At 68.8% G+C, this 23505-nt stretch carries 19 protein-coding genes and 1 pseudogene; 18 read left to right on the forward strand and 2 right to left on the reverse strand.

The annotated features are described in order from the left end of the window. The first annotated feature begins 4 nt into the window (after nucleotides 1-4). From AC1DSC_RS13685 to AC1DSC_RS13715, 7 genes are all read left to right on the forward strand, one after another. Nucleotides 5-1663, forward strand: a complete 1659-nt coding sequence (locus AC1DSC_RS13685; RefSeq protein ID WP_018903676.1) for an ABC transporter substrate-binding protein — start codon at nucleotides 5-7, stop codon at nucleotides 1661-1663. Beyond that, the gene (locus tag AC1DSC_RS13690) at nucleotides 1663-2616 is read left to right on the forward strand and encodes an ABC transporter permease (protein WP_018903677.1); all 954 of its coding nucleotides are present in this window, start codon (nucleotides 1663-1665) and stop codon (nucleotides 2614-2616) included. The genes AC1DSC_RS13685 and AC1DSC_RS13690 overlap by 1 nt, the downstream gene beginning before the upstream one ends. Before the next feature lie 4 nt (nucleotides 2617-2620). After that, nucleotides 2621-3535 carry an ABC transporter permease gene (locus AC1DSC_RS13695; protein WP_369664214.1) on the forward strand — a complete coding sequence of 305 codons (915 nt, stop codon included), beginning with the start codon at nucleotides 2621-2623 and terminating at the stop codon, nucleotides 3533-3535. A gap of 342 nt (nucleotides 3536-3877) precedes the next feature. Then, the gene (locus AC1DSC_RS13700) at nucleotides 3878-4915 is read left to right on the forward strand and encodes an ABC transporter ATP-binding protein (RefSeq protein ID WP_369664213.1); all 1038 of its coding nucleotides are present in this window, start codon (nucleotides 3878-3880) and stop codon (nucleotides 4913-4915) included. A 52-nt stretch (nucleotides 4916-4967) separates the two neighbouring features. Beyond that, complete coding sequence (locus AC1DSC_RS13705; protein ID WP_436289895.1) at nucleotides 4968-5960, forward strand: ABC transporter ATP-binding protein; 993 nt, start codon at nucleotides 4968-4970, stop codon at nucleotides 5958-5960. 34 nt (nucleotides 5961-5994) lie between these two features. Then, nucleotides 5995-7176: an amidase gene (locus AC1DSC_RS13710; RefSeq protein WP_018903681.1), complete on the forward strand. Its 1182-nt coding sequence runs from the start codon at nucleotides 5995-5997 to the stop codon at nucleotides 7174-7176. 76 nt (nucleotides 7177-7252) lie between these two features. Then, nucleotides 7253-7615, forward strand: a complete 363-nt coding sequence (locus AC1DSC_RS13715) for a TfoX/Sxy family protein (protein WP_012746000.1) — start codon at nucleotides 7253-7255, stop codon at nucleotides 7613-7615. Here the strand turns inward: AC1DSC_RS13715 and AC1DSC_RS13720 are convergent, their stop codons facing one another. Both AC1DSC_RS13720 and AC1DSC_RS13725 read right to left on the reverse strand, forming a co-directional pair. After that, nucleotides 7616-8161 carry an ureidoglycolate lyase gene (locus AC1DSC_RS13720; RefSeq protein ID WP_478131821.1) on the reverse strand — a complete coding sequence of 182 codons (546 nt, stop codon included), beginning with the start codon at nucleotides 8159-8161 and terminating at the stop codon, nucleotides 7616-7618. Nucleotides 8162-8221: 60 nt separating this feature from the next. Beyond that, nucleotides 8222-9124: pseudogene (locus AC1DSC_RS13725) on the reverse strand (LysR family transcriptional regulator); the annotation flags it as partial. A gap of 154 nt (nucleotides 9125-9278) precedes the next feature. Between AC1DSC_RS13725 and AC1DSC_RS13730 the strand changes: the two are divergent. From AC1DSC_RS13730 to AC1DSC_RS13780, 11 genes are all read left to right on the forward strand, one after another. Next, nucleotides 9279-11414 carry a 3-hydroxyacyl-CoA dehydrogenase NAD-binding domain-containing protein gene (locus AC1DSC_RS13730; protein WP_436287283.1) on the forward strand — a complete coding sequence of 712 codons (2136 nt, stop codon included), beginning with the start codon at nucleotides 9279-9281 and terminating at the stop codon, nucleotides 11412-11414. A 29-nt stretch (nucleotides 11415-11443) separates the two neighbouring features. After that, nucleotides 11444-12634 (forward strand): acetyl-CoA C-acyltransferase, encoded by a 1191-nt coding sequence (locus AC1DSC_RS13735; protein WP_436287282.1) that lies wholly within the window; start codon nucleotides 11444-11446, stop codon nucleotides 12632-12634. Between the two features lie 67 nt (nucleotides 12635-12701). Further along, nucleotides 12702-13910, forward strand: coding sequence for an acyl-CoA dehydrogenase family protein (locus tag AC1DSC_RS13740; RefSeq protein ID WP_018903686.1), 1209 nt, complete (start codon nucleotides 12702-12704; stop codon nucleotides 13908-13910). 13 nt (nucleotides 13911-13923) lie between these two features. Continuing rightward, nucleotides 13924-15066, forward strand: coding sequence for an acyl-CoA dehydrogenase family protein (locus tag AC1DSC_RS13745; protein WP_018903687.1), 1143 nt, complete (start codon nucleotides 13924-13926; stop codon nucleotides 15064-15066). Next, on the forward strand, nucleotides 15063-15878 hold the full coding sequence (locus tag AC1DSC_RS13750) for an oxepin-CoA hydrolase, alternative type (RefSeq protein WP_018903688.1): 816 nt from the start codon (nucleotides 15063-15065) through the stop codon (nucleotides 15876-15878). The genes AC1DSC_RS13745 and AC1DSC_RS13750 overlap by 4 nt, the downstream gene beginning before the upstream one ends. 64 nt (nucleotides 15879-15942) lie before the next feature. Next, nucleotides 15943-17151 carry a CaiB/BaiF CoA transferase family protein gene (locus AC1DSC_RS13755; RefSeq protein WP_012745992.1) on the forward strand — a complete coding sequence of 403 codons (1209 nt, stop codon included), beginning with the start codon at nucleotides 15943-15945 and terminating at the stop codon, nucleotides 17149-17151. Nucleotides 17152-17185: 34 nt separating this feature from the next. After that, the gene (locus tag AC1DSC_RS13760) at nucleotides 17186-18184 is read left to right on the forward strand and encodes a Bug family tripartite tricarboxylate transporter substrate binding protein (RefSeq protein ID WP_018903689.1); all 999 of its coding nucleotides are present in this window, start codon (nucleotides 17186-17188) and stop codon (nucleotides 18182-18184) included. Between the two features lie 52 nt (nucleotides 18185-18236). Then, complete coding sequence (locus AC1DSC_RS13765; RefSeq protein WP_018903690.1) at nucleotides 18237-20180, forward strand: acyl-CoA synthetase; 1944 nt, start codon at nucleotides 18237-18239, stop codon at nucleotides 20178-20180. A 58-nt stretch (nucleotides 20181-20238) separates the two neighbouring features. Then, entirely contained in the window at nucleotides 20239-21258 is a 1020-nt protein-coding gene (locus AC1DSC_RS13770; protein WP_018903691.1) for a Bug family tripartite tricarboxylate transporter substrate binding protein, read from the forward strand. Between the two features lie 114 nt (nucleotides 21259-21372). Continuing rightward, nucleotides 21373-21957, forward strand: coding sequence for a TRAP transporter small permease (locus tag AC1DSC_RS13775; RefSeq protein ID WP_369664211.1), 585 nt, complete (start codon nucleotides 21373-21375; stop codon nucleotides 21955-21957). Next, nucleotides 21954-23252, forward strand: coding sequence for a TRAP transporter large permease (locus AC1DSC_RS13780; RefSeq protein ID WP_012745987.1), 1299 nt, complete (start codon nucleotides 21954-21956; stop codon nucleotides 23250-23252). The genes AC1DSC_RS13775 and AC1DSC_RS13780 overlap by 4 nt, the downstream gene beginning before the upstream one ends. Nucleotides 23253-23505: the final 253 nt, after the last annotated feature.

Consider the following 23505-nt stretch of genomic DNA (forward strand, 5'->3'; position numbering starts at 1 on the left):
TCCTGTGAAGCGTGCCGTTCCTGCCTCGATCCTGAAACCCCTGGCCGCCTGCGCGGTGCTCGCCACCCTGGCCTTCGCAACGCCGGCCCTGGCCCAGGAGAAGACGCTGCGCATCGCCATGACCGCGGCCGACATTCCGCGCACGCTCGGCCAGCCCGACCAGGGCTTCGAAGGCAACCGCTTCACCGGCATTCCGATCTACGACTCGCTCACGCAGTGGGACCTGTCCAAGGCCGACGCGCCGAGCGTGCTGATCCCGGCACTGGCCAGTTCCTGGGCCGTCGACGCCAAGGACAAGACCAGGTGGGTCTTCAAGCTGCGCCCCGGCGTCAAGTTCCATGACGGCTCGGCCTTCAATGCCGACGCGGTGGTGTGGAACGTGCAGAAGGTGCTCGACAAGGACGCGCCGCAGTTCGATCCCAGCCAGGTCGGCGTGACCGCATCGCGCATGCCCACGCTGCGCACCGCGCGCAAGATCGACGACATGACGGTCGAGCTCGCCACGAGCGAGCCCGACGCCTTCCTGCCGATCAACCTGAGCAACCTGTTCATGGCCTCGCCCGCGCAGTGGCAGAAGAAATTCGACGCCGCGGCCGGCGCCACGCCCGCCGACAAGTCCAAGGCCGCATGGACCGCCTTCGCGGCCGACCCCGCGGGCTCGGGCCCGTTCAAGGTCACGCGCTTCGTGGCGCGCGAACGCCTGGAGCTGGCCGCCAACAAGGCCTACTGGGACGCGAAGCGCGTGCCCAAGATCGACAAGGTCGTGATGCTGCCGATGCCCGAGGCCAATGCGCGCACCGCCGCGCTGCTGGGCGGCCAGGTCGACTGGATCGAGGCGCCCGCGCCCGACGCCATGGCGCAGATCACGCAGCGCGGCTTCAAGATCTATTCCAACGCGCAGCCGCATGTGTGGCCGTGGCAGCTGTCGTTTGCCGAGGGGTCGCCCTGGCTCGACAAGCGCGTGCGCCAGGCCGCCAACCTGTGCATCGACCGCGGCGGCATGAAGCAGCTGCTCGGCGGCATGATGGCCGAGCCCAAGGGTACGGTGCCGCCGGGCCATCCGTGGTTCGGCACGCCGGGTTTCGACATCAAGTACGACGTGAAGGCCGCCCAGGCGCTGATGACGCAGGCCGGCTATTCGGCCGCCAAGCCCATCAAGGTGAAGGTGCAGATCTCCGCCTCGGGCTCGGGCCAGATGCAGCCGCTGCCGATGAACGAGTTCGCGCAGCAGTCGCTCAAGCAGTGCTTCTTCGACGTGCAGTTCGACGTGATCGAATGGAACACGCTCTTCACCAACTGGCGCAAGGGCGCGAAGGACCCCTCGGCCAACAGCGCCAACGCGGTCAACATCAGCTTCGCGGCGATGGACCCGTTCTTCGCGATGGTGCGCTTCGTGAGCACCAAGGCCTTTCCGCCGGTGTCCAACAACTGGGGCTACTACGGCAACGCCGAAGTCGACAAGCTCGTGGCCGATGCGCGCACCAGCTTCGACGACAAGGCGCGCGACGCTGCGCTGGCCAGGCTGCATACGCACATCGTGGACGACGCGCCCTTCGTCTGGATCGCGCATGACGTGGGGCCGCGCGCGATGTCGGCCAAGGTCAAGAACGTCGTCCAGCCCAAGAGCTGGTTCATCGACATCGCCACCATGACGATGGACTGATGCTCGCCTATCTGTTGCGCCGCATCGTCTACGCCGTGCCGATCATGGTCGGCGTGGCGCTGGTGTGTTTTCTGCTGGTGCACATCGCGCCGGGCGATCCGCTGGTGTCGATCCTGCCGCCCGACGCCTCGGCCGACCTGCAGGCGCAGCTGCGCGAGCTCTACGGCTTCAACCGTTCGCTGCCCGAGCAGTTCGCGATGTGGGTCTGGCGTGCGCTGCATGGCGACCTGGGCGTGTCCATCGCAAGCAACCGCGCCGTGGCGGGCGAGGTGTTCACGGCCGTGGGCAACACGCTGCGACTCGCGGTGGTGGCGACCTTCATCGGCTTCGTGCTGGGCTGCCTGTTCGGTTTCGTGGCCGGCTACTTCCGCAACTCATGGCTCGACCGCCTTGCCTCGATGCTGTCGGTGCTGGGCGTGAGCGTGCCGCACTACTGGCTGGGCATGGTGATGGTGATCGTGTTCTCGTCGCAGCTCATGTGGCTGCCCGCCACCGGCGCAGGCCCGGGCGGCTCGAGCGACTGGGCCTGGGACTGGGCGCACCTGCAGTTCCTGATCCTGCCGGCCCTCACGATGTCGGTGATTCCCATGGGCATCATCGCGCGCACCGTGCGCGCGCTGGTGGCCGACATCCTCGACCAGGAATTCATCGTCGGCCTGCGCGCCAAGGGCCTCACGCACTGGGGCGTGTTCCGCCACATGGTGAAGAACGCGGCGCCCACCGCGCTCGCGGTGATGGGCCTGCAGCTGGGCTACCTGCTGGGCGGCTCGATCCTGATCGAGACCGTGTTCTCGTGGCCCGGCACCGGCTTTCTGTTGAACTCCGCGATCTTCCAGCGCGACCTGCCGCTGCTGCAGGGAACCATCCTGGTGCTGGCGCTGTTCTTCGTGTTGCTCAACCTGCTGGTCGACGTGCTGCAGACGCTGCTCGACCCGCGCATCGCTCGGGCCTGAAGACATGAGCGCACTGCCCCTCCCCTCTTCTTCTTCCTCCGCCGCCGCCGACGTGAAGCCGCTGCCGCCGATGCAATGCTCCCGCGGCTACTGGACCTCGGCGCTGCTGCGCTTCACGCGCGATCCGGTCGCGATGGGTGCCGCCTTGGTGGTTCTGCTGCTGATCGGCCTGGCCGTGTTCGGCCCGTGGCTCGCGCCGGCCGATCCTTACGCCTCGTCGATGCTCAAGCGGCTCAAGCCGATCGGCACCGAGGGCCTGCCCTTCGGCAGCGACGAACTGGGCCGCGACATGCTGTCGCGCCTGATCGTCGGCGCACGGCTGTCGCTGTTCATCGGCATCACGCCGGTGATCTGCGCCTTCGTGCTCGGCACAGTGATCGGCATCGTTGCGGGCTATGCGGGCGGCTTCACCAACACGCTGATCATGCGCACCATCGACGTGTTCTACGCCTTTCCCTCGGTGCTGCTGGCCATTGCGCTGTCGGGCACGCTGGGCGCGGGCGTGGTCAATTCGCTGATCTCGCTGACCATCGTCTTCATTCCGCAGATCGCGCGCGTGGCCGAGAGCGTGACGACGCAGGTGCGCACGCGCGACTACGTGGAGGCGGCGCGCGCCTCGGGCGCGAACCCGTTCACGATCGTGCGGGTGCATGTGCTGGGCAATGTGCTCGGTCCGATCTTCGTCTACGCAACGAGTCTGATCGCGGTGTCGATGATCCTGGCCTCGGGCCTGTCGTTCCTGGGCCTGGGCGTGAAGCCGCCGGAGCCGGAGTGGGGCCTGATGCTCAACACGCTGCGCACCGCGATCTATGTGCAGCCGTGGGTCGCCGCGTTGCCGGGCGCGATGATCTTCATCACGTCGATCTCCTTCAATCTTTTGTCCGATGGGTTGCGGTCGGCGATGGACAACAAGGGGTGAGGATGCTTTGCGTTGTGTTTGAGGTTCTTTGTTCGGGGCGCGCTCCCGCCGACGGGGTACCTTGCTCCGCGAATGTCCCCCGGCCTGCGGCCTCCTCCTTGATTTCGCTGCGCAAGGCACCCCATCGACGGGAGCGTTGGACAGAGCAGTTGTTGATCGGCGGTACACCAGCAGCGTGTCCTGGTGCACAGGGCATCGGGTGCTCCCCGCAGCGAAATCAAGGAGGAGGCCGCAGGCCGGGGGACATTCGCGGAGGGGAGTACCCGGTGGCCTGTGCACGCGCCCCGAACAAGAGCGCCAAGAACAAACAACAGCGCAAAAACAAGAGCGACAAAGGACACCATGGACGCACTGAAAGACATCGGCGGCCCCGCACAACCGCTGCTCACCATCACCGGCCTGGTCAAGCACTTTCCGCTCAAGAAAGATCCGCTGGGCCGCGGCGGTGGCGTGGTGCGCGCGGTCGATGGGGTCGACTTCGAAGTGCTCAAAGGCGAAACGCTCGGCGTGGTCGGCGAATCGGGTTGCGGCAAGTCGACCACCGCGCGGCTGCTGATGCAGCTGATTGCACCAACGCGGGGCGAAGTGATCTTCGACGGCCGCGAAGTCGGCGGGCGCGAACTGCCGCTCAAGGAGTTCAGGCGCCAGGTGCAGATGGTGTTCCAGGACAGCTACGCCTCGCTCAACCCGCGCCTCACCATCGAGGACTCGGTGGCTTTCGGTCCGCAGGTGCACGGCGTCGGCCGGCGCGAGGCCGTGGCGCGTGCGCGCGACCTGCTCGCGCGCGTCGGGCTCGAGCCGCAGCGCTTTGCCGAACGCTATCCGCACGAACTCTCGGGCGGCCAGCGCCAGCGCGTCAACATCGCGCGCGCGCTCGCGCTGCAGCCGCGCATGGTGATCCTCGACGAGGCCGTGTCGGCGCTCGACAAGTCGGTGGAGGCGCAGGTCATCAACCTGCTGCTCGACCTCAAGGCCGAATTCGGCCTCACCTATCTTTTCATCAGCCACGACCTCAACGTGGTGCGCTACGTGAGCGACCGCGTGATGGTCATGTACCTGGGCCAGGTGGCCGAGATCGGTCCGGCCGACGCGCTCTACGATGCGCCGGCGCATCCCTACACCCGCGCGCTGCTCTCGTCGATGCCCTCGATGGACCCCGATCACCGCACCGAGCAAGCGGCGCTGGCCGGCGACCCGCCGAACCCGATCAACCCGCCCACGGGCTGCCGCTTCCATCCGCGCTGCGCGCTGGCCGCACCGGTGTGCAGCCAGATCGTGCCCGAGCCCATCGCCACCGGCGCGCGGCATGCGGCGAGCTGCCTGGTCCACGAGCCCGGCAGCGGACATCCGATGGCCGTGCCGCTGGCCCGGGCGGCCTGAACGCATGATGACGACAACGATGAGCAACCCGACCTCTTCCTCCTCCGAGCCGATGGTCCGCCTGCGCGACCTCAGTGTCACGTTCAGCGGCGGCCGCAAGCCCGTGCATGCGGTGAGCGGCGTGAGCCTGGAGGTGCAGCGCGGCGAGGTGGTCGCGCTGATCGGCGAATCGGGCTCCGGCAAGAGCGTGACGCTGCGCACGCTGCTGCGCCTGCATCCCGAGCGCCGCACGCGCATCGGCGGGCAGGTGCAGGTGGCCGGGCGCGACGTGCTCGCGATGCCCGCGCGCGAGCTCGACGACTTCCGCGGCAAGGTCGCCTCGATGATCTTCCAGGAGCCGCTGCTCGCGCTCGATCCGGTGTATTCGGTCGGCGCGCAGATCGTCGAGTCGATCCGCCGGCACGACAGGAAGGCCACGGCGGCCGAGGCGCAGCAGCGTGCGCTTGCGCTGTTCGAACGCGTGCGCATCCCGAGCCCCGAGCGGCGCCTGGCAGCCTATCCGCACGAGATGTCGGGCGGCATGCGGCAGCGTGCGATGATCGCGCTGGCGCTGGCATGCAAACCCCAGTTGCTGCTGGCCGACGAGCCGACCACCGCGCTCGACGCCACGGTGCAGATCCAGATCCTGCTGCTGCTGCGCGAACTGCAGCGCGACCTCGGCCTGTCGGTGATCTTCGTCACGCACGACATTGGCGCCGCGGTCGAGGTGGCCGACCGCATCGCCGTGATGTATGCGGGCCGCATCGTCGAGGAAGGCACGGCGCGCGAGCTGATCCGCTCGCCGCGCCACCCCTACACCATCGCGCTGCTCAAGAGCCGCGCGCACGGCGCTCTGGCGCGCGGCGCGCGGCTGGAGACCATCGGCGGCGCGCCGCCCGACCTGTCGGCGCTGCCGCCCGGCTGCGCCTTTGCCGAACGCTGCACGCTCGCCACCGATGCCTGCCGCGCCGCGCAGCCGCCGGTGGTCGAGCTTGCGCCGAAGCACCGCGCGCGCTGCATCCATACCGATGCCGCTGCCGCCATCGCACCCACGCTGGCCGCCTGAGCCGCACCTGCACACGCACACACCACGACACGCCATGCCCCTGCACGACCCCGCCCACGCCTTCGTTCCGTACCCCGACGCGCCGGTGCCGCATGCGCCCACCGGCCCGCTGGCCGACCTGCGCTTTGCAGCCAAGGACCTGTTCGACGTGGCCGGCTATCCCACCGGCGGCGGCAGCCCGATCGTGCTGGCGATGTCGGGCATCAAGACCCGCACCGCGCCCACCGTGCAGAAGCTGCTCGATGCGGGCGCGCGCTTCGCGGGCAAGACCGTGACCGACGAACTCGCGTTCTCGATGAACGGCAACAACGCGCACTTCGGGGCGCCGATCAACGGCGCGGCCAAGGACCGCATCACCGGCGGCTCGTCGTCGGGCTCGGCCTCGGCCGTGTCATCGGGCCTGTGCGACTTTGCGCTCGGCACCGACACCGGCGGCTCGGTGCGCGCGCCGGCCAACCACTGCGGCCTGTACGGCCTGCGCCCCACGCATGGCCGCGTGAGCCTCGAAGGCGCGCTCGACCTTGCGCCCAGCCTCGACACCTGCGGCTGGTTCGCGCGCGACATCGGCACCTTCGCGCGCGTGGCCGACGTGCTGCTGGGTGCCGACACGGCCGCGCTGCCCGCGCGCGTGCGGCTGCTGCGGCCCGAGGACGTGTGGTCGCTCGCGGTGCCGGCCGCGGCCGACGCGCTGGCGGATGCGGCCGCGCGCGCGCAGCGCGTGCTCGGCGATGCGGCGGGCATCGAGGTCGCGCTCGACTCCTTCGACGCGATGTACTGGAACTTCCGCTACGTGCAGTCGCACGAGGCCTGGCTCACCGACGGCCCGCTGATCGAGCGCTACGCGCCGCCGCTGGGCCCGGGCGTGGCCGAGCGCTTCGCCTGGTCGCGCGGCGTGACCGATGCGCAGATCGTCGCGGGCCGCGCCTTCCGCATCGCTTTCCGCAGCCACTTGGCCAAGCTGCTCGGCAGCGACGGCGTGCTGCTGATGCCGACCATGCCCGACATCGCGCCGCTGCGCAGCGAAGGCGAGGCCGGCCTGGAGGACTACCGCAACCGCGCGATCCGGATGCTGTGCATTGCGGGCCTTGCCGGCTTTCCGCAATTGTCGATGCCGCTCGCGCAGCGCCACGGTGCTCCGCTGGGCATTTCGCTGCTCGGACCGGCGGGGTCGGACCGGTCGTTGATCGGGCTGGCGGAGCGCATTGCCGGCGGCTGACGCGGCCATCGCGCCCTGGCCCTGACTTGGGCGACACTGCGGCCTTCCATCATGCGTTGAGCGCAGGAACAGCAACATGTCGCAGGCCTCGCCGCAATTCGTGGATTTCATCGTCGACCGGCTCTCCGGAATCGACGGCATCACGACAAACCGCTTCTTCGGCGGCACCGGCCTCTCGGCCCACGCCACGCAGTTCGCGATGGTCATGGGCGGCAGCCTCTACTTCGTCGTGGACAAGGACACGCGGCCCAGGTACGAGAAGCTGGGCAGCACCTGCTTTGCCTACGACACGAAGGCGCGGCGGGTCCAGGTGCGCAAGTATTTCGAGGTTCCCATCGAGATCATCGAGGACCATGAGGCACTGGCGGCCTTGGCAAGGGAAGCCGTTCTCGCGGCGCAAGGCCTGAAGACAAAGAAGCCGGCCGGCAAGCGCGCCTAGTTAGTCGCGCCAATCGACGACCACCCGCGCCGCCAGCGCGCAGGTATCGCAATCGACACTCGCCGCGGCCCGCTCCACCACCACGAAGTCGCCCGCATCCACCGCCAGCAGCGCGTGGTGCCAGGTGCCGGGCGCGAGTGTCACGCCCTGCAGCCCGTCGGTCACGAACGCAGCGAGCGCAGCGGGCGCGGGCGCCTCGCCGGCCGGCGCCACGACGATGACGAAGCGCCTTTCTCCCAAGGGCACGAAAGTCTGGCTGCCGAGCGCGTGGCGCTCCATCTCCGTGACTTCATGCGGAAAACGCCGCGCCTGCGCACGGAACAGCGCGAGCATCGGCCGGCCGCCCTGCGCGCCGAGCTGCAGGTCGCCGACAAGGTCGAAGCGTTCGGCATTGCCGCCATTGATCGGGCGGCCCTTCTTGCCGGCGGGCGCGGCCAGCACCGTGCCGTAGGGCGCGAAAGCCTGGGGTGTCAGCGGTTGCACCGCGAGCGGCATCGGGGCGAGGAAAGCTGCATCGTTCATGCGGCGGAGTACAGCAGAAAACATGCCGATGGTCACCGGGCCTGCGTGCGCTTCCTCCCGCTGCGACTGATCAACCGATTCAGCGCCGGGCACCCGCACCCGCTCCAGGATGAAATCGATGAAGGTGCGGATTGCCCGCGTGTGCTGCCGGTTGGGCATGTAGAGCATGAACATCTGCGTGCCGAAGATGCTGAGGCGCCAGTCGTCCAGCGTGGTCACCACGTCGCCCTTGCGCACGTCCTCCTGCACCACGTAGTCGGGCACCAGGCCGATGCCCAGGCCCGCGAGGATGGCCTGGCGCAGGAACAAGAAGTTCTCCGAGATCAGCGTCGGCTCCAGGATCACCTCGCGCCGCACCTCTCCCAGATTCTGGCCCTGGTAGGCCGACACGCGCAGCTGCCGGCCGATGACAGCGGCCGTGACCACGGGCGCGCCCTGCAGTTCGTCGAGCTGCACCGGCAGCGGATGCTTCTGTGCATAGCCGCTTGAAGCGCAGGCCACATAGCGCACCGGCCCCATCTCGCGCGCCACCAGGTTCTGCGGCGGCTCTGGAATCACGCGGATCGCGATGTCGACCTCGTCGCGCAGCAGGTCCTCGATGCGGTTCTCGAACACCACGTCGAGCACGATGCCCGGGTACTGCCGCTTGAAGTCGATCAGCCAGCCGGCCATCACCAGCTGGCCGTAGCCGCTGGGCACGCTCAGGCGCACGCGGCCCTGCAGGCCCTGGCCCAGCGTGGTGACCGATTCCTTCGCGGCCAGCAGCTCGGCCTGGATCGCCACGCCGTGCTGGTACAGGCGCAGGCCGATCTCGGTCGGTTCGGCGCGGCGCGTGGTGCGCCGCACCAGCTGGGCGCCGACCGAGCGCTCGAGCTGGTTCAGGTGGTAGCTGACGTTGGCGCGGCTCATCTTGAGCCGGCGCGCGGCCGCGCTCAGGTTGCCGGCGTCAAGGATTTCCACCAGCAGGGTCAGCGATTGGAGATCCATGGGCCGATTGTGTCAAAAATTCTTTGACAGTCTGTCAATGGTCTATGCAATTGTCAAAGCACCGGCACCGGCCAAGAATGCGGGGTTCACCCCCAGAGCCTCGGGCCCCTCGCGTTTGCAGCAGGGCTCGCCACGCAAGAGACAAGACAAGCACATGGCCACCACAACCTCCAGCCCTTCCACGTCTTCCGGTCCCGTCAGCTTCGAGCGTCTTGGCGACGTGTTCGTGGTGACCATCGACAACCCGCCCGTCAACGCCCTGGGCGTGGATGTGCGCCGCGGCCTCGTGGCCGCCATCGAGGCGGCCGAGGCCGACGGCGCCGCGGCCGCGGTGCTGATCGTCGGCGCGGGCCGCAACTTCATCGCAGGCGCCGACATCCGCGAGTTCGGCAAGACGCCGCAGCCGCCCTCGCTGCCCGAGGTGTGCCTTGCTATCGAGAACTGCAGCAAGCCGGTGGTTGCCGCCATCCACGGCGCTGCGCTCGGCGGCGGGCTCGAAGTGGCGCTGTCGGCGCACTACCGCATCGCCTCGCCCACCGCCAAGCTCGGCCTGCCCGAAGTGCAGCTCGGCCTGTTGCCCGGCTCGGGCGGCACGCAACGCGCGCCGCGCCTGATCGGCGTGAAGCCCGCGCTCGAACTGATGCTCAGCGGCCGCCACGCGGGCGCGAAGGAAGCGCTGTCGCTCGGCCTCGTGGACCGGCTCGGCAACGAGGCCGATGCGCGCGCCGAAGGCCTGGCCTACGCGCAGGAACTCGTGGCCGCCAAGGCGCCGGTGCGCCGCACGCGCGAGGCTGGCGGCCTGGCCGACAAGGAAGCCAGCCGCGCCGCGCTCGAAGCCGCGCGCGCCGACACCGCGAAGAAGAGCCGCGGCCTGTTCTCGCCGATGAAGATCATCGAAGCCGTCGAGGCCGCGCTCACGCTGCCTTTCGACGAAGGCATGGCGCTGGAGCGCAAGCTGTTCCTGCAGTGCATCGACAGCCCGCAGCGCGCCGGCCTGATCCACGCCTTCTTCGCCGAGCGCGAAGTGCTGAAGGCGCCCGAGACCCGGTCCGCCGCGCCGCGCGCGCTTGCATCGGCCGGCATCGTCGGCGGCGGCACCATGGGCGCGGGCATCGCGGTGGCAATGCTCGACGCGGGCCTGCCCGTGACCATGATCGAGCGCGACGAGCCCAGCCTCGCGCGCGGCCGCCAGCATGTCGAGAAGGTGTACGACGGCCTCATCAAGAAGGGCCGCATGACGCCCGAGGCCAAGACCGCCGTGATGGCGCGCTTCTCGGGCTCCACGTCTTATGACGCGCTCGCGCAGGTCGACATCGTGGTCGAAGCGGTGTTCGAGGACATGGGCGTGAAGAAGGCCGTGTTCGCCGAGCTCGACCGCGTCTGCAAGCGCGGCGCGGTGCTCGCCACCAACACCTCGTACCTGGACATCGACGAGATCGCCGAGAGCATTTCGCGTCCGCAGGACGTGGTGGGCCTGCACTTCTTCTCGCCGGCCAACATCATGAAGCTGCTGGAGATCGTGGTGCCCGCCAAGGTGAGCGCCGACGTGGTCGCGACCGGCTTCGAGCTCGCGAAGAAATTGAAGAAGGTGCCGGTGCGCGCCGGCGTGTGCGACGGCTTCATCGGCAACCGCATCCTCGCGGTGTACCGCCAGGCCGCCGACCACATGATGGAAGACGGCGCGTCGCCCTACCAGATCGACGAGGCCGTGCGCAACTTCGGCTACCCGATGGGGCCGTTCCAGGTGTCCGACCTCGCGGGCGGCGACATCGGCTGGGCCACGCGCAAGCGCAAGGCCGCCACGCGCGATCCGCAGGCGCGCTACGTGCAGATTGCCGACCGCATCTGCGAGCGCGGCTGGTTCGGCCAGAAGACGCAGCGCGGCTACTACCTGTACCCCGAGGGCGCCCGCACCGGCCAGCCCGACCCCGAGGTGCTGGCCATCATCGACGCCGAGCGCGAGCGCGCGGGCATCAAGCCGCGCACCTTCACCGAGGAAGAAATCATGCGCCGCTACATGGCCGCGATGATCAACGAGGGCGCCAACGTCGTGCTCCAGCGCATCGCGCTGCGCCCGCTCGACGTGGACGTGACCTTCCTCTACGGCTACGGCTTTCCGCGGCATCGCGGCGGCCCGATGAAGTACGCCGACACCGTGGGCCTGCCGAAGGTGCTGGCCGACATCCGCGAATTCGCGAAAGAGGACCCGATCTTCTGGAAGCCCTCGCCGCTGCTGGTGGAGCTGGTCGAGCGCGGCGCCGATTTCGCCAGCCTGAACCAATCCGAGTAACCAGAGCAGCCGTCCAGGAGACATCCCCCATGCGCGAAGCCGTCATCGTTTCCACCGCCCGCACTCCGCTCACCAAGGCGCACCGCGGCGAATTCAACATCACGCCGGGCCCCACGCTCGCGGCCTTTGCGGTCAAGGCCGCTGTCGAGCGCTCGGGCCTGGACCCCGCGCTGATCGAGGACGCGATCCTCGGCTGCGGCTACCCCGAAGGCACCACGGGCCGCAACATCGCGCGCCAGAGCATCATCCGCGCGGGGCTGCCGATCTCGATCGCCGGCACCACCGTCAACCGCTTCTGCGCCTCGGGCCTGCAGGCGATCGCCATGGCCGCGGGCCGCATCGTGGTGGACGGCGCGCCGGCCATGATCGCGGGCGGCGTCGAAAGCATCTCGCAGATCCGCAGCCGCAGCGCCACCGATGCCGGCGACAGCGGCATGGACCCGTGGATCGTCCAGCACAAGCCCGCGCTCTACATGGCGATGATCGAGACCGCCGACATCGTGGCCCAGCGCTACGGCATCAGCCGCGAGGCGCAGGACCGCTTCTCTGCCGAGAGCCAGCGCAAGACCGAAGAAGCCCAGCTCGCCGGCCGCTACAACGACGAGATCGTCGCCTGCACCACCACCATGGCCGTGACCGACAAGGAGACGAAGGAAGTCAGCTACCGCGAAGTCACCGCCACCGAGGACAACTGCAACCGCCGCGGCACCACCTACGAGGCGCTCGCCAAGCTCAAGCCCGTGATGGGCGACGACAAGTTCATCACGGCCGGCAACGCCTCGCAGCTGTCCGACGGCGCCTCGGCCTGCGTGCTGATGGAAGCGAAGGACGCGGAGCGCGCCAACCTCAAGCCGCTCGGCGCCTTCCGCGGCCTTGCGGTGGCCGGCTGCGAGCCCGACGAGATGGGCATCGGCCCGGTGTTCGCGGTGCCCAAGCTGCTCGCGCGCCATGGCCTCAAGGTCGAGGACATCGGCCTCTGGGAACTCAACGAAGCCTTCGCCTCGCAATCGATCTACTGCCAGGAGAAGCTGGGCATTCCGTCGGAACTGCTCAACGTGAACGGCGGCGCGATCTCCATCGGCCACCCCTTCGGCATGACCGGCGCGCGCCTCACGGGCCACGTGCTGATCGAAGGCAAGCGCCGCGGCGCGAAGTACGCGGTGGTCACGATGTGCATTGCCGGCGGCATGGGCGCGGCGGGCCTGTTCGAAATATTTTGAAACCTTGCGGGACAGACCAAGAAATTGCGCAGCAATTTTTGCTCTGTCCTCAACTGATTGGAATGCGATGGACCTGAATTTCACGACCGAAGAAGAAGCCTTCCGCAGCGAAGTGCGCGCCTTCCTGGCCGCAAGACTGCCGGTGCGGCTGTCCGAGAAAGTGCGCGGCGGCAAGATCCTCGCCAAGGCCGATATGGAGGAATGGCACGCCATCCTCAACGAGCGCGGCTGGCTCGCGAATCACTGGCCCGAGCAGTACGGCGGTCCGGGCTGGACGGCGGTGGAAAAATTCATCTTCGAACACGAATGCGCGCTGGCCTTTGCGCCGCGCATCGTGCCCTTCGGCGTGAACATGCTCGGGCCGGTGCTCATCAAGTACGGCAACGAGGCACAGAAGCGCCACTGGCTGCCGCGCATCCTGAACGGCGCCGACTGGTGGTGCCAGGGCTATTCGGAACCCGGCGCGGGCTCCGACCTGGCGGCCGTGAAGACCTCGGCCGTGCGCGGCATCGACGCCCAGGGCGACCACTACATCGTGAACGGCCAGAAGACCTGGACCACGCTGGGCCAGCACGCCAACATGATCTTCTGCCTGGTGCGCACCAACCGCGAGGCGAAGAAGCAGGAAGGCATCAGCTTCCTCCTGATCGACATGACCTCGCCCGGCGTGGAAGTGCGGCCGATCATCACGCTCGACGGCGAGCATGAAGTGAACGAAGTGTTCTTCTCCGACGTGCGCGTGCCGGCCGAGAACCTCGTCGGCGAAGAGAACAAGGGCTGGACCTGTGCCAAGTATCTTTTGACCTACGAGCGCACCAACATCGCGGGCGTCGGCTTCTCGGTGGCGGCGCTCGAGCAGCTCAAGGGCATTGCGGCCACGCAGACGAAGAACGGCAAGCCGCTGGCCGAAGACCCGGCATTTGCCGCACGCATGGCGCGTGTCGAGATCGATCTGGAGAACATGAAGACCACCAACCTGCGCGTGATCGCAGCCGTGGCCGGCGGCGGCGTGCCGGGCGCGGAAAGCTCGATGCTCAAGATCCGCGGCACCGAGATCCGGCAGGAGATCTCGTCGCTCGCGCGCCGCGCCATGGGCGTCTACGGCCGGCCCTTCGTCGAAGAGGCGCTGCACGACGGCTTCGACGGCGAAACCTTCGGCCCGGCCTACGCATCGGCCGCCGCCGCGCGCTACTTCAACAACCGCAAGCTGTCGATCTTCGGCGGCTCCAATGAAATCCAGAAGAACATCATCTCCAAGATGATCCTCGGGCTGTAAAGGAGACACGCACATGAACTTCGAACACACCGAAGACCGGCGCATGCTCGCCGACAGCCTGAACCGCTTCATCGCCGAGCAGTACGCCTTCGATGCGCGCGACCGCATCGCAAAATCCGCGCACGGTTTCAGCAAGGAGATCTTCCAGAATTTCGCCGAACTGGGCGTGATCGGCGCGCTGTTCAGCGAAGCCGATGGCGGCTTCGGCGGCGGCGGCTTCGACATTGCCGTGGTCTTCGAGGCGCTGGGCCGCGGGCTCGTGGTCGAGCCGCTGCTGGGTGCCGTGATGGTCGGCGAGGCGCTCAGCGCGGCCGGCAGCGATGCGCAGAAAGAGAAGCTCGGCGACATCATCAACGGCCTGACCGTCGCGGCCTTTGCGCATGACGAAGCCGACACGCACTACGAACGCACGCGCGTGGCGACCCGCGCCGAGCGCAGCGGCGACGGCTGGGTGCTGCACGGCGCCAAGGCCGTGGTGCCGCAGGGCGAGCAGGCCGACCTGTTCCTGGTTTCGGCCCGCAGCTCGGGCAAGGTCGACGATGAAGCCGGCATCTCGCTGTTCCTCGTGCCTGCCAGGACCGCGGGCCTTTCGGTGCGCGGCTGCCCCGCCATCGACGGCGGCCGCGTCGCCGAACTCGCGCTCGACGGCGTGAAGCTCGGCGCCGACGCGCTGCTGGGCACCGAAGGCCTGGGCCACGCGACGCTGGAACGCGCCATCGGCCGCGGCGTGCTCGCACTGTGCGCCGAGGCGCTCGGCGCGATGGAAGCCGCCAAGACCGCCACGCTCGACTACCTGCGCACGCGCAAGCAGTTCGGCATGCTGATCGGCAGCTTCCAGGCACTGCAGCACCGCATGGCCGACCTGCTGCTCGAGATCGAACAGGCGCGTTCGGCGGTGATCAACGCCGCGGCCGCCATCGACGGCGCCGACCGCGTGGCGCGCGAGCGTGCGCTGTCGGCTGCCAAGTTCAGCATCGGCCGCATCGGCGCGCTGGTGGCCGAAGAAAGCATCCAGATGCACGGCGGCATCGGCATGACCTGGGAGCTGCCGCTGCCGCACTACGCCAAGCGGCTCGTGATGATCGACCACCAGCTCGGCGACGAAGACCACCATCTGCAGCGCTACATCGCGCTGGGCAAGGAGGTGGCCGCATGACCGAAAAGACCGTTTTGATCTCGCAGCAGGGCGCGGTCCGCATCCTGACCAACAGCAACCCGGGCGCGCGCAATGCGATCACGCCGACGCTGTACGCAGAGCTGAGCGCTGCGCTCGCCGATGCGCAAAACGACCCCGAAGTGGGCGCCGTCGTCTTCACCGGCGCGGGCGATTTCTTCTGCTCGGGCGGCGACCTCAACCTGCTGGCCAAGCGCCGCGAGCTGCCCGCCTCCGAGCGCCGTGAAAAGCTCGAAGGCCTGCACGACCTGATCCGCGGCATCCGCGATTGCGGCAAGCCGGTGATCGCGGCCGTCGAAGGCGGCGCGGCGGGCGCGGGCCTCTCGATGGCGCTGGCCTGCGACATGCTGGTGTCGGCGCGCGACGCGTTCTACACGGTGGCCTACGTCAAGGTCGGCCTCACGCCCGACGGCGGCGCCACGGCCTTTCTTGCGGAATTCGTCTCGCGCCAGGTGCTGACCGAGATGTGCCTGACCGGCGACCGCATGACGGCCGAGCGCCTGCATGCGCTGGGCGCGGTCAACCGGCTGACCGACAAGGGCGCCGCGCTGGCCGAGGCCATCGCGCTCGCGGCCAAGGTGGCCGACGGCCCCGAGCGCGCGATCGCACGCATCAAGACGCTGTGCCGCCAGGCGCACCGCGCCACGCTCGAGCAGCAGCTCGATGCCGAGGCCGTGTACATGGTCGAATCGCAGGCCGATGCCGAGGCGGCCGAAGGCATCGGTGCCTTCCTCGGCAAGCGGCGCGCGGATTTCAACGCGCTGCGCCGCAAGACAAAGCCGGACGCGTCCTGACGCGCGTCGTGCCCCGCCCTCGCATGCGAACGCGGGGGTTGTTCGTTTTCCTGGAGTTGCCCTCATGCCCATGCTGAATTCCTCGCTGCCGCTGGCCGGCGTGCGCGTCCTCGATCTGTCCCGCATCCTCGCGGGCCCCTGGTGCGGCATGGTGCTGGCCGACATGGGCGCCGAAGTCATCAAGGTCGAGCACCCGGGCCGCGGCGACGACACGCGCGACTGGGGCCTGCGCGTCGGCAAGACCGAGACCGCCTACTTCAACAGCGTGAACCGCAACAAGCGCTCGGTCACGCTCGACCTGCAGACGCCCGAGGGCCAGCAGATCGCGCGCGACCTCGCCAAGCAGTGCGACGTGGTGATCCAGAACTTCAAGTTCGGCGGCATCGACAAGCTGGGCCTCGGCTACGAGCAGCTCAGTAAGGAGCATCCGGGGCTCATCTACTGCTCGATCTCGGGCTACGACCGCACCGGCCCCGAGGCCGCGCGCCCCGGCTACGACCTCGTGGTGCAGGGCGAGGCCGGGCTGATGGCGCTCAACGGCGAAGCCAGCCAGCCGCCGCTGAAGTTCGGCGTGGCCATGGTCGACCTGTTCACCGGCATGTACTCGGCGCAGGCGGTGCTCGCGGCGCTCTACCAGCGCGAGAAGACCGGCAAGGGCCGGCATGTGGAGATGGCTCTCTTCGACTGCGGCCTGATGATCACCGCCTACTACGGCCTCGAGGCGCTGCTGATGGGCGAGGACCCGCCGCGCTACGGCAACTCGCATCCGTCGATCGTGCCCTACGGCGTGTTCGACGCGGCCGACGGCCCGCTCGTGATCACCGTGGGCAACAACGCGCAGTTCGCGCGCTTCTGCACCGAAGTGATCGAGCGGCCCGACCTCGCGGCCGACGAGCGCTTCAAGACCAACATCCTGCGCTCGGCGAACCGCGCGGTGCTGCTGCCCGAGCTGCATGCCGAGCTGGCCAGGCGCCAGCGCGCCGACCTGCTGGCCAGGCTCAGCGCCTCGGGCATTCCCTGCGGCGAAGTGCTGGGCCTGCTCGAAGCGCTCAACTCCAGGCGCGCGGCCGATGCCGGCCTCGTGACCGAGCAGCCGCATCCGGTGGCCGGCAAGGTCAACGTGCTGGCGCCGCCCTACCGCTTCGACGGCGAGCGCCTGCCCGTGCGCAGCGCACCGCCGCAGCTGGGCGAAGGCACGCACGAGGTGCTGCAGTCGCTGCTCGGCCTGTCGGACGACCGGCTCGCGCAACTGAAAACCAGCGGCGTCGTCTGAAGGCGCCGATCTTCCGCATTCCTTGAACAAGTCCATGGCCGTTTCTTCTTCCCGCTCCCTTCGCAATCCCGCACGCCGCGCCCTCCTCGCGCTGGCCCTTCCGCTCATGGCCGGCACCGCCTTCGCGCAGGCCTGGCCGGCCAAGCCGATCACCTTCGTCGTGCCCTTTCCGCCCGGCGGCCCGACCGACGTCGCCACGCGCATCGTGGCGCAGAAAATGTCGCAGGGCCTGAAGCAGAACATCCTCGTCGACAACCGCAGCGGCGCCTCGGGCACCATCGGCGCGGCGGTGGCCGCCAAGGCCGCGCCCGACGGCTACACCTTCGTGATGCTGGCCACGCCCACGCTGCTGGCCGCGCACCTGTACGGCCAGACGCCTTACGACATCTTCAAGAGCTTCACACCCGTGGGCACGGTGTACGACCTGCCGATCGTGATGGTGGTGAACCCCAAGGTGCTGCCCGGCGTGAACGGCCTGCAGGAGCTGATCGCCAAGGCCAAGGCCGAGGGCGGCAAGCTCAACTACACGACCGCCGGCGCGGGCAGCTTCGGCCACCTGACGACCGAGCAGCTCAAGAACATCGGCAAGTTCGAGATGCAGCACGTGCCCTACCGCGGCAGCGCACCGGCCGTGACCGACCTGATCGGCGGGCAGGTGCCCGCGATGTTCTCGGACCTGGTGGCGGTGATGCCGCACATCCGCTCGGGTACGCTGCGCGCGATTGCGGTCGGCTCGGGCCAGCGCGTGAGCCTGCTGCCCGACGTGAAGACGGTCGCCGAGCAGGGCTTCCCGGGTTTCGATGCCACGTCCTGGGGCGGCCTGCTGGCACCGGCCGGCACGCCCAAGGACGTGGTCGATCGCATGAGCGCCGAGCTCAAGACCGCGCTCGCTGACAAGGAAGTGCAGGACAAGCTCGAGGGCGTCGGCTCCTTCGCGGCCTACCGCACGGGCGAGCAGACCGGCGTGCGCATGCGCCAGGACTTCGAACGCTGGGGCAAGGTCATTCGCGACAACAAGATCACGAACCAGTAGAACAGCGCTTCGCACGCGGCCGGCACCACAACAAATATCCAGGAGACATGCCATGGCAGACAGCAAGAAGACGAACCCGGCCGGCGCACCCTTTCGCCCGACGCTCCCGGTCCGCAGCCTCGCCGACATCCGCAGGCTCGAGGAGACGCCGCTCGAAGAGGCGCTGACGGTCCGCAGCACCTACGAGATCTTCCGCAACGCGGGCGCGGCCTTCGGCGGCAAGACCGCGCTGACCTTCCTGCGCACCGGCAACCCGGCCGACGCGCCGATCCGCTGGTCGTACGCCGAGCTGCTCGCGCGCATCCACCAGACCGCGAACATGCTGCACGCGCTGGGCGTGGGTCCGCAGGATGCGGTGGCGGTGCTGCTGCCGGGCTGCCTTCAATACCACCTCGCGCTCTGGGGCGGCGAGGCGGCGGGCATCGTGCAGCCGCTCAACCCGCTGCTCACCGACGAGAAGCTGGTGGCGCTGATGACCGCGGGCCGCGCCAAGGTGCTGATCGCCTACGGCTCGGACAGCGAATCGGGCATGTGGTCGAAGGCAATGCGCCTGCGCGGCCAGGTGCCCACGCTCACCACGGTGCTGCGCGTGGCGCCGCATGACGAAGCACCGGGCGCGGCGGGCGCCTTGCCCGAGGGCGTGGCCGAGTTCGACGTGCTGCGTTCGGCACAGCCGTCCGATCGCCTCGTGAGCGGCCGCGACATTGCGCCCACCGACATCGCCGCCTACTTCCACACCGGCGGCACCACCGGCGCGCCGAAGCTCGCGCGCCACAGCCACGGCGCGCAGGTGTTCACGGCCTGGGCCAGCGTGCAGGTCGCGGGCATGAACGACCAGGGCATCTCGATCAACGGCTACCCGCTGTTCCACGTGGCGGGCGTGCTGCCGGCCTCGCTGGCCTCGCTCTCGGCGGGCATGGAAGTGATCATCCCGACGACCTCGCTGCTGCGCAACAAGGAGGTGCTCGCCAACTACTGGAAGCTGGTCGAGAAGTACCGGCCGACCTCGCTCTCGGCCGTGCCCACGGTGCTGGCGGCGCTCGCGAACGTGCCGCTGGACGGCGCCGACATCTCGTCGATCGGCTACTGCCGCACGGGCGCCGCCGTGCTCTCGCCCGAGCTGGCCGCGCGCTTCGAGCGCCTGTTCGGCCTGCATGTGCACGAGAGCCTGGGCATGACCGAGATGGCCGGCATCTCGACCATCACGCCGCCCGGCGTGGACGGGCCCGCGGGCTGCGTTGGTTTTGCGCTGCCCTACATGCAGATGCGCATCGTGGCGCTCGACGAGAACGGCAACGCCAGCGACCGCGAGCTGCCGCCCGGCGAGCAGGGCATGGTGCTGTTCAAGTCGCCCAACCTGTTCTCGGGCTTCGTCGATCCGGCCGACAACGCCAAGGCCTTCACCGCCGACGGCTGGCTCGCGACCGGCGACCTGGGCTGGATCGACGGCGACGGGAGGCTCAACCTCAGCGGCCGCTCGAAGGACCTGATCATCCGCAGCGGCCACAACATCGACCCCAAGGTGATCGAGGACGCGCTGGGCGCGCATCCCGCGGTGCAGCTGTGCGCCGCGGTGGGCGCGCCCGATGCCTATGCGGGCGAGCTGCCGGTGGTCTTTGCCACGCTGGAGCCGGGCGCCTCGGCCAGCGAGGAGGAGCTGCTGGCCTTCACTGCCGCGCGCGTCGACGAGGCGCCCGCCAAGCCCCGCTCGGTGAGCATCATCGAGCACATGCCGATGACCAACGTCGGCAAGATCTACAAGCCCGAGCTTCGCGCCATGGCCGCGAGCCGCGTGGTGGCGGCCACGGTGGCGCAGGTGTGCGGGGAGCTTGGCGCGCCGCCGGCCGCCTGGCCGCGCGTGCGCAGCGAGGGCGAGAGCCTGGTGCAGGTGCGCATCGATGCCGCGGCCACGGGCGCGCTCGCGGCGCCGCTGCAGGCTCGGATCCGCACGGCGCTCGAGGCGCTTCCCTTCAAGACGCAGGTGCTGGCCGAATAGCCGCCGCGTGCTGGTTTCTTTTTTCGACAGACAACAACGACCGCCGGAGACATCGGACATGAGCGCAACCTTCACCACCACCAACACCGCGCACGGCATCACCCGCCGCGCCCTGCACTGCGGCATTGCCTCGCTCGCGCTCGCGGCCACCACCCCGGCCGCCTGGGCGCAGGCCTATCCGGGCAAGCCGATCCGCATGGTGGTGCCCTTTGCCGCGGGCGGCGCCACCGACGTGCTGGCCCGCGTAGTCGGCGAGAAGATGGCGGCGGGCCTGGGCCAGCCCGTGATCATCGACAACAAGCCCGGCGCCGCCGGCATCATCGGCACCGATGCGGTGGCCAAGGCGCCGGCCGACGGCTACACCCTGGTGCTGGCGCTGAGCAATTCGCTGCTGACCAACCAGTTCCTCTACCAGAAGCTGCCCTACGACACGCAGCGCGACCTCACGCTGGTCTACCAGATCGCCACCGCGCCGCTGGTGCTGGTGGTGCACCCCAGCGTGCCGGTGAAGAGCGGGCCCGAGCTCCTGAAGTACGTGGCCGCCAACAAGGGCAAGGTGGCCTACGGCTCGTACGGCGTGGGCGCCTACCCGCACCTGGCCGGCGCGCACATGAGCCTCACGCAGAAGGCCGAGATGAACCACGTCGCCTACAAGGGCGAGGCGCCGATGCTGCAGGACCTGATCGGCGGCCAGATCCAGATGGCCTTTGCCAGCGCGCTGGTGGCCAAGCCGCACATCGAGGCCGGCAAGCTCCGGGCCATCGGCGTGAGCGGCGAGCGCCGCATGGCCACGCTGCCCAACGTGCCCACCTTGGCCGAGCAGGGCCTGGACGACGAGGCCTACCGCGTGGCCGGCTGGCTCGCGATTGCCATGCCGGCCGGCACGCCCAAGCCGATTGTGCAGCGCATTGCCGAAGAGGTGGGCAAGGCCACCCGCCAGCCCGACGTGCAGGCGCGCGTGGCGGCAATGGGCTTCGACCTGAAGGAGAGCTCGCCCGAGGCCTTTGCCGCCGTCTACAAGAAGGAGAGCCCGGTGTGGGAGCGCCTGATCAAGGATTCGGGCGCCAAGCTCGAGTAGCCCGCTTCGAGAGAGCCGGGAGGGGCGTGCAACGGGGCCGCAGCTTAGGAAAACCCCGATGAACGGATGGACATGGATCGTTACCATCCATAGCTGCTTTCCCCCTCCCTCTCGATGACCACTCCCAACGAGTCCGGCCCGCTGCTGGACGCCGCCAGCCCCCTTCCCCCAGACATCGAAGCCGCCGACGAGCCCACCCGGGTGCCGCTCGCCATCGAGGACTGGCTCACCGTCATCATCATGGGCGCGCTGGCGCTCATCACCTTTGCGAACGTGCTGGTGCGCTACTTCACCGACTCGTCGTTCGCGTGGACCGAAGAGTTCTCGGTCTTCCTGATGATCATGCTGGCGCTGGTGGCCGGCTCGGCCGCGGTGGCGCGCGACCGCCACATCCGCATCGAATACTTTTCCGAAAGCGGCTCCATGGCGCGGCGCAAGCGGCTCGCGCAGTTCGGCGCGCTCATGATCGCGATCCTGTTCACGCTGATCGGCGCGCTCAGCATCCGCATGGTGTGGGACGACTACCGCTTCGACGAGACCACGCCGGGCATCGGCCTGCCGGCGTGGTGGTATTCGGTCTGGCTGCCGATCGTGTCGTTTGCCATCGCGCTGCGCGCGGTGGGCCTCATGGTCCGCCGCGGCCGCAAGGAATACCGCAGCGACACCAAGAACCCCGGCAGCAAGGGCGACGCATCGTGATCCCCACCCTGCTCTTCGTCGCCTTCGTTGCGATGATGCTGGTGGGCGTGCCCATCGGCGCCGCGCTGGGCCTGGCCGGCGCCGCCTGCATCGCGCTGGCCAACAGCGACGCCCAGTGGTTCGGCCTCCTGGCCGTGCCGCAGAACTTCTATGCCGGCCTCGGCAAGTACCCGCTGCTGGCCATCCCGATGTTCGTGCTGGTGGGCTCCATCTTCGACCGCTCGGGCGTGGCGCTGCGGCTCGTGAACTTTGCGGTGGCGATCGTCGGGCGCGGGCCCGGCATGCTGCCGCTGGTGGCCATTGCGGTGGCGATGTTCCTCGGCGGCATCTCGGGCTCGGGCCCGGCCAATGCCGCGGCCGTGGGCGCGGTGATGATCGCGGCCATGTCGCGCGCGGGCTACCCGGCCGCCTTCTCGGCCAGCGTGGTGGGCGCCGCGGCGGCCACCGACATCCTGATTCCGCCCTCGGTCGCGTTCATCGTCTACTCGGTGCTGGTGCCCGGCGCCTCGGTGCCGGCGCTCTTTGCAGCCGGCATGATCCCGGGCGTGATGGCCGGCCTGGCGCTGATGATCCCGGCCGTGCTGCTGGCCCGCCAGCACAAGATGGGCGCGCTCGAAGCGACGCTGCCGCGCCCGCCGTTCTGGAAGAGCTTTCGCGAAGCGGTCTGGGGCCTGGCGGCGCCGGTGCTGATCCTGGGCGGCATGCGCGCGGGCTGGTTCACGCCCACCGAGGCCGCGGTGGTGGCGGTGTTCTATGGTCTCTTCGTGGGCATGTGCGTGCACCGGACCATCAAGGTGCGCGACCTGTTCGTCATCTTGCGCGAATCGGGCGAGCTCTCGGCCGTGATTTTGCTGGTGGTGTCGCTCGCGGGGATCTTCGCGTATTCGCTTTCCACGCTCGGCATCATCGACCCGGTGACGCGCGCCATCGTGAATTCGGGCCTCGGCGAATACGGCATCCTGGCGCTCCTGATCCTGCTGCTCATCACGGTGGGCATGTTCCTGGACGGCGTGTCGATCTTCCTGATCTTCGTGCCGCTGCTGCTGCCGATCGTGCAGTACTACAAATGGGACCCGGTGTGGTTCGGCGTGATCCTCACGCTCAAGGTCGCATTGGGCCAGTTCACGCCGCCGCTTGCGGTCAACCTGATGGTGTCGTGCCGCATCGCGAAGGTTCGCATGGAAGAAACCGTGCGCTGGGTCGGCTGGATGCTGTTCTCGATGTTCGTGGTGATGGTGCTGGTGATCGTGTTTCCGGAACTTGCGCTCTGGTTGCCGCGCAAGCTGGGGTATTGAAGTGCGGCGCTGCTTTTCCTTGCGCCGCGTTGTGTTCAAGGCCTGCTGTTCAGGGCGCGCTCCCGCCGACGGGGTACCTTGCTCCGCGAATGTCCTCCGGCCTTCGGCCTCCCCCTTGATTTCGCTGCGCAAGGCACCCCATCAGCGGGAGCGTTATGCGGAGCGGTGGTTGATCAGCGATGCACAACGAGCGTGCCCTCGTGCACAGAGCATCGGGTGCTCCCCGCAGCGAAATCAAGGAGGAGGCCGCAGG

Source organism: Variovorax sp. 01N425, assembly GCF_056399465.1.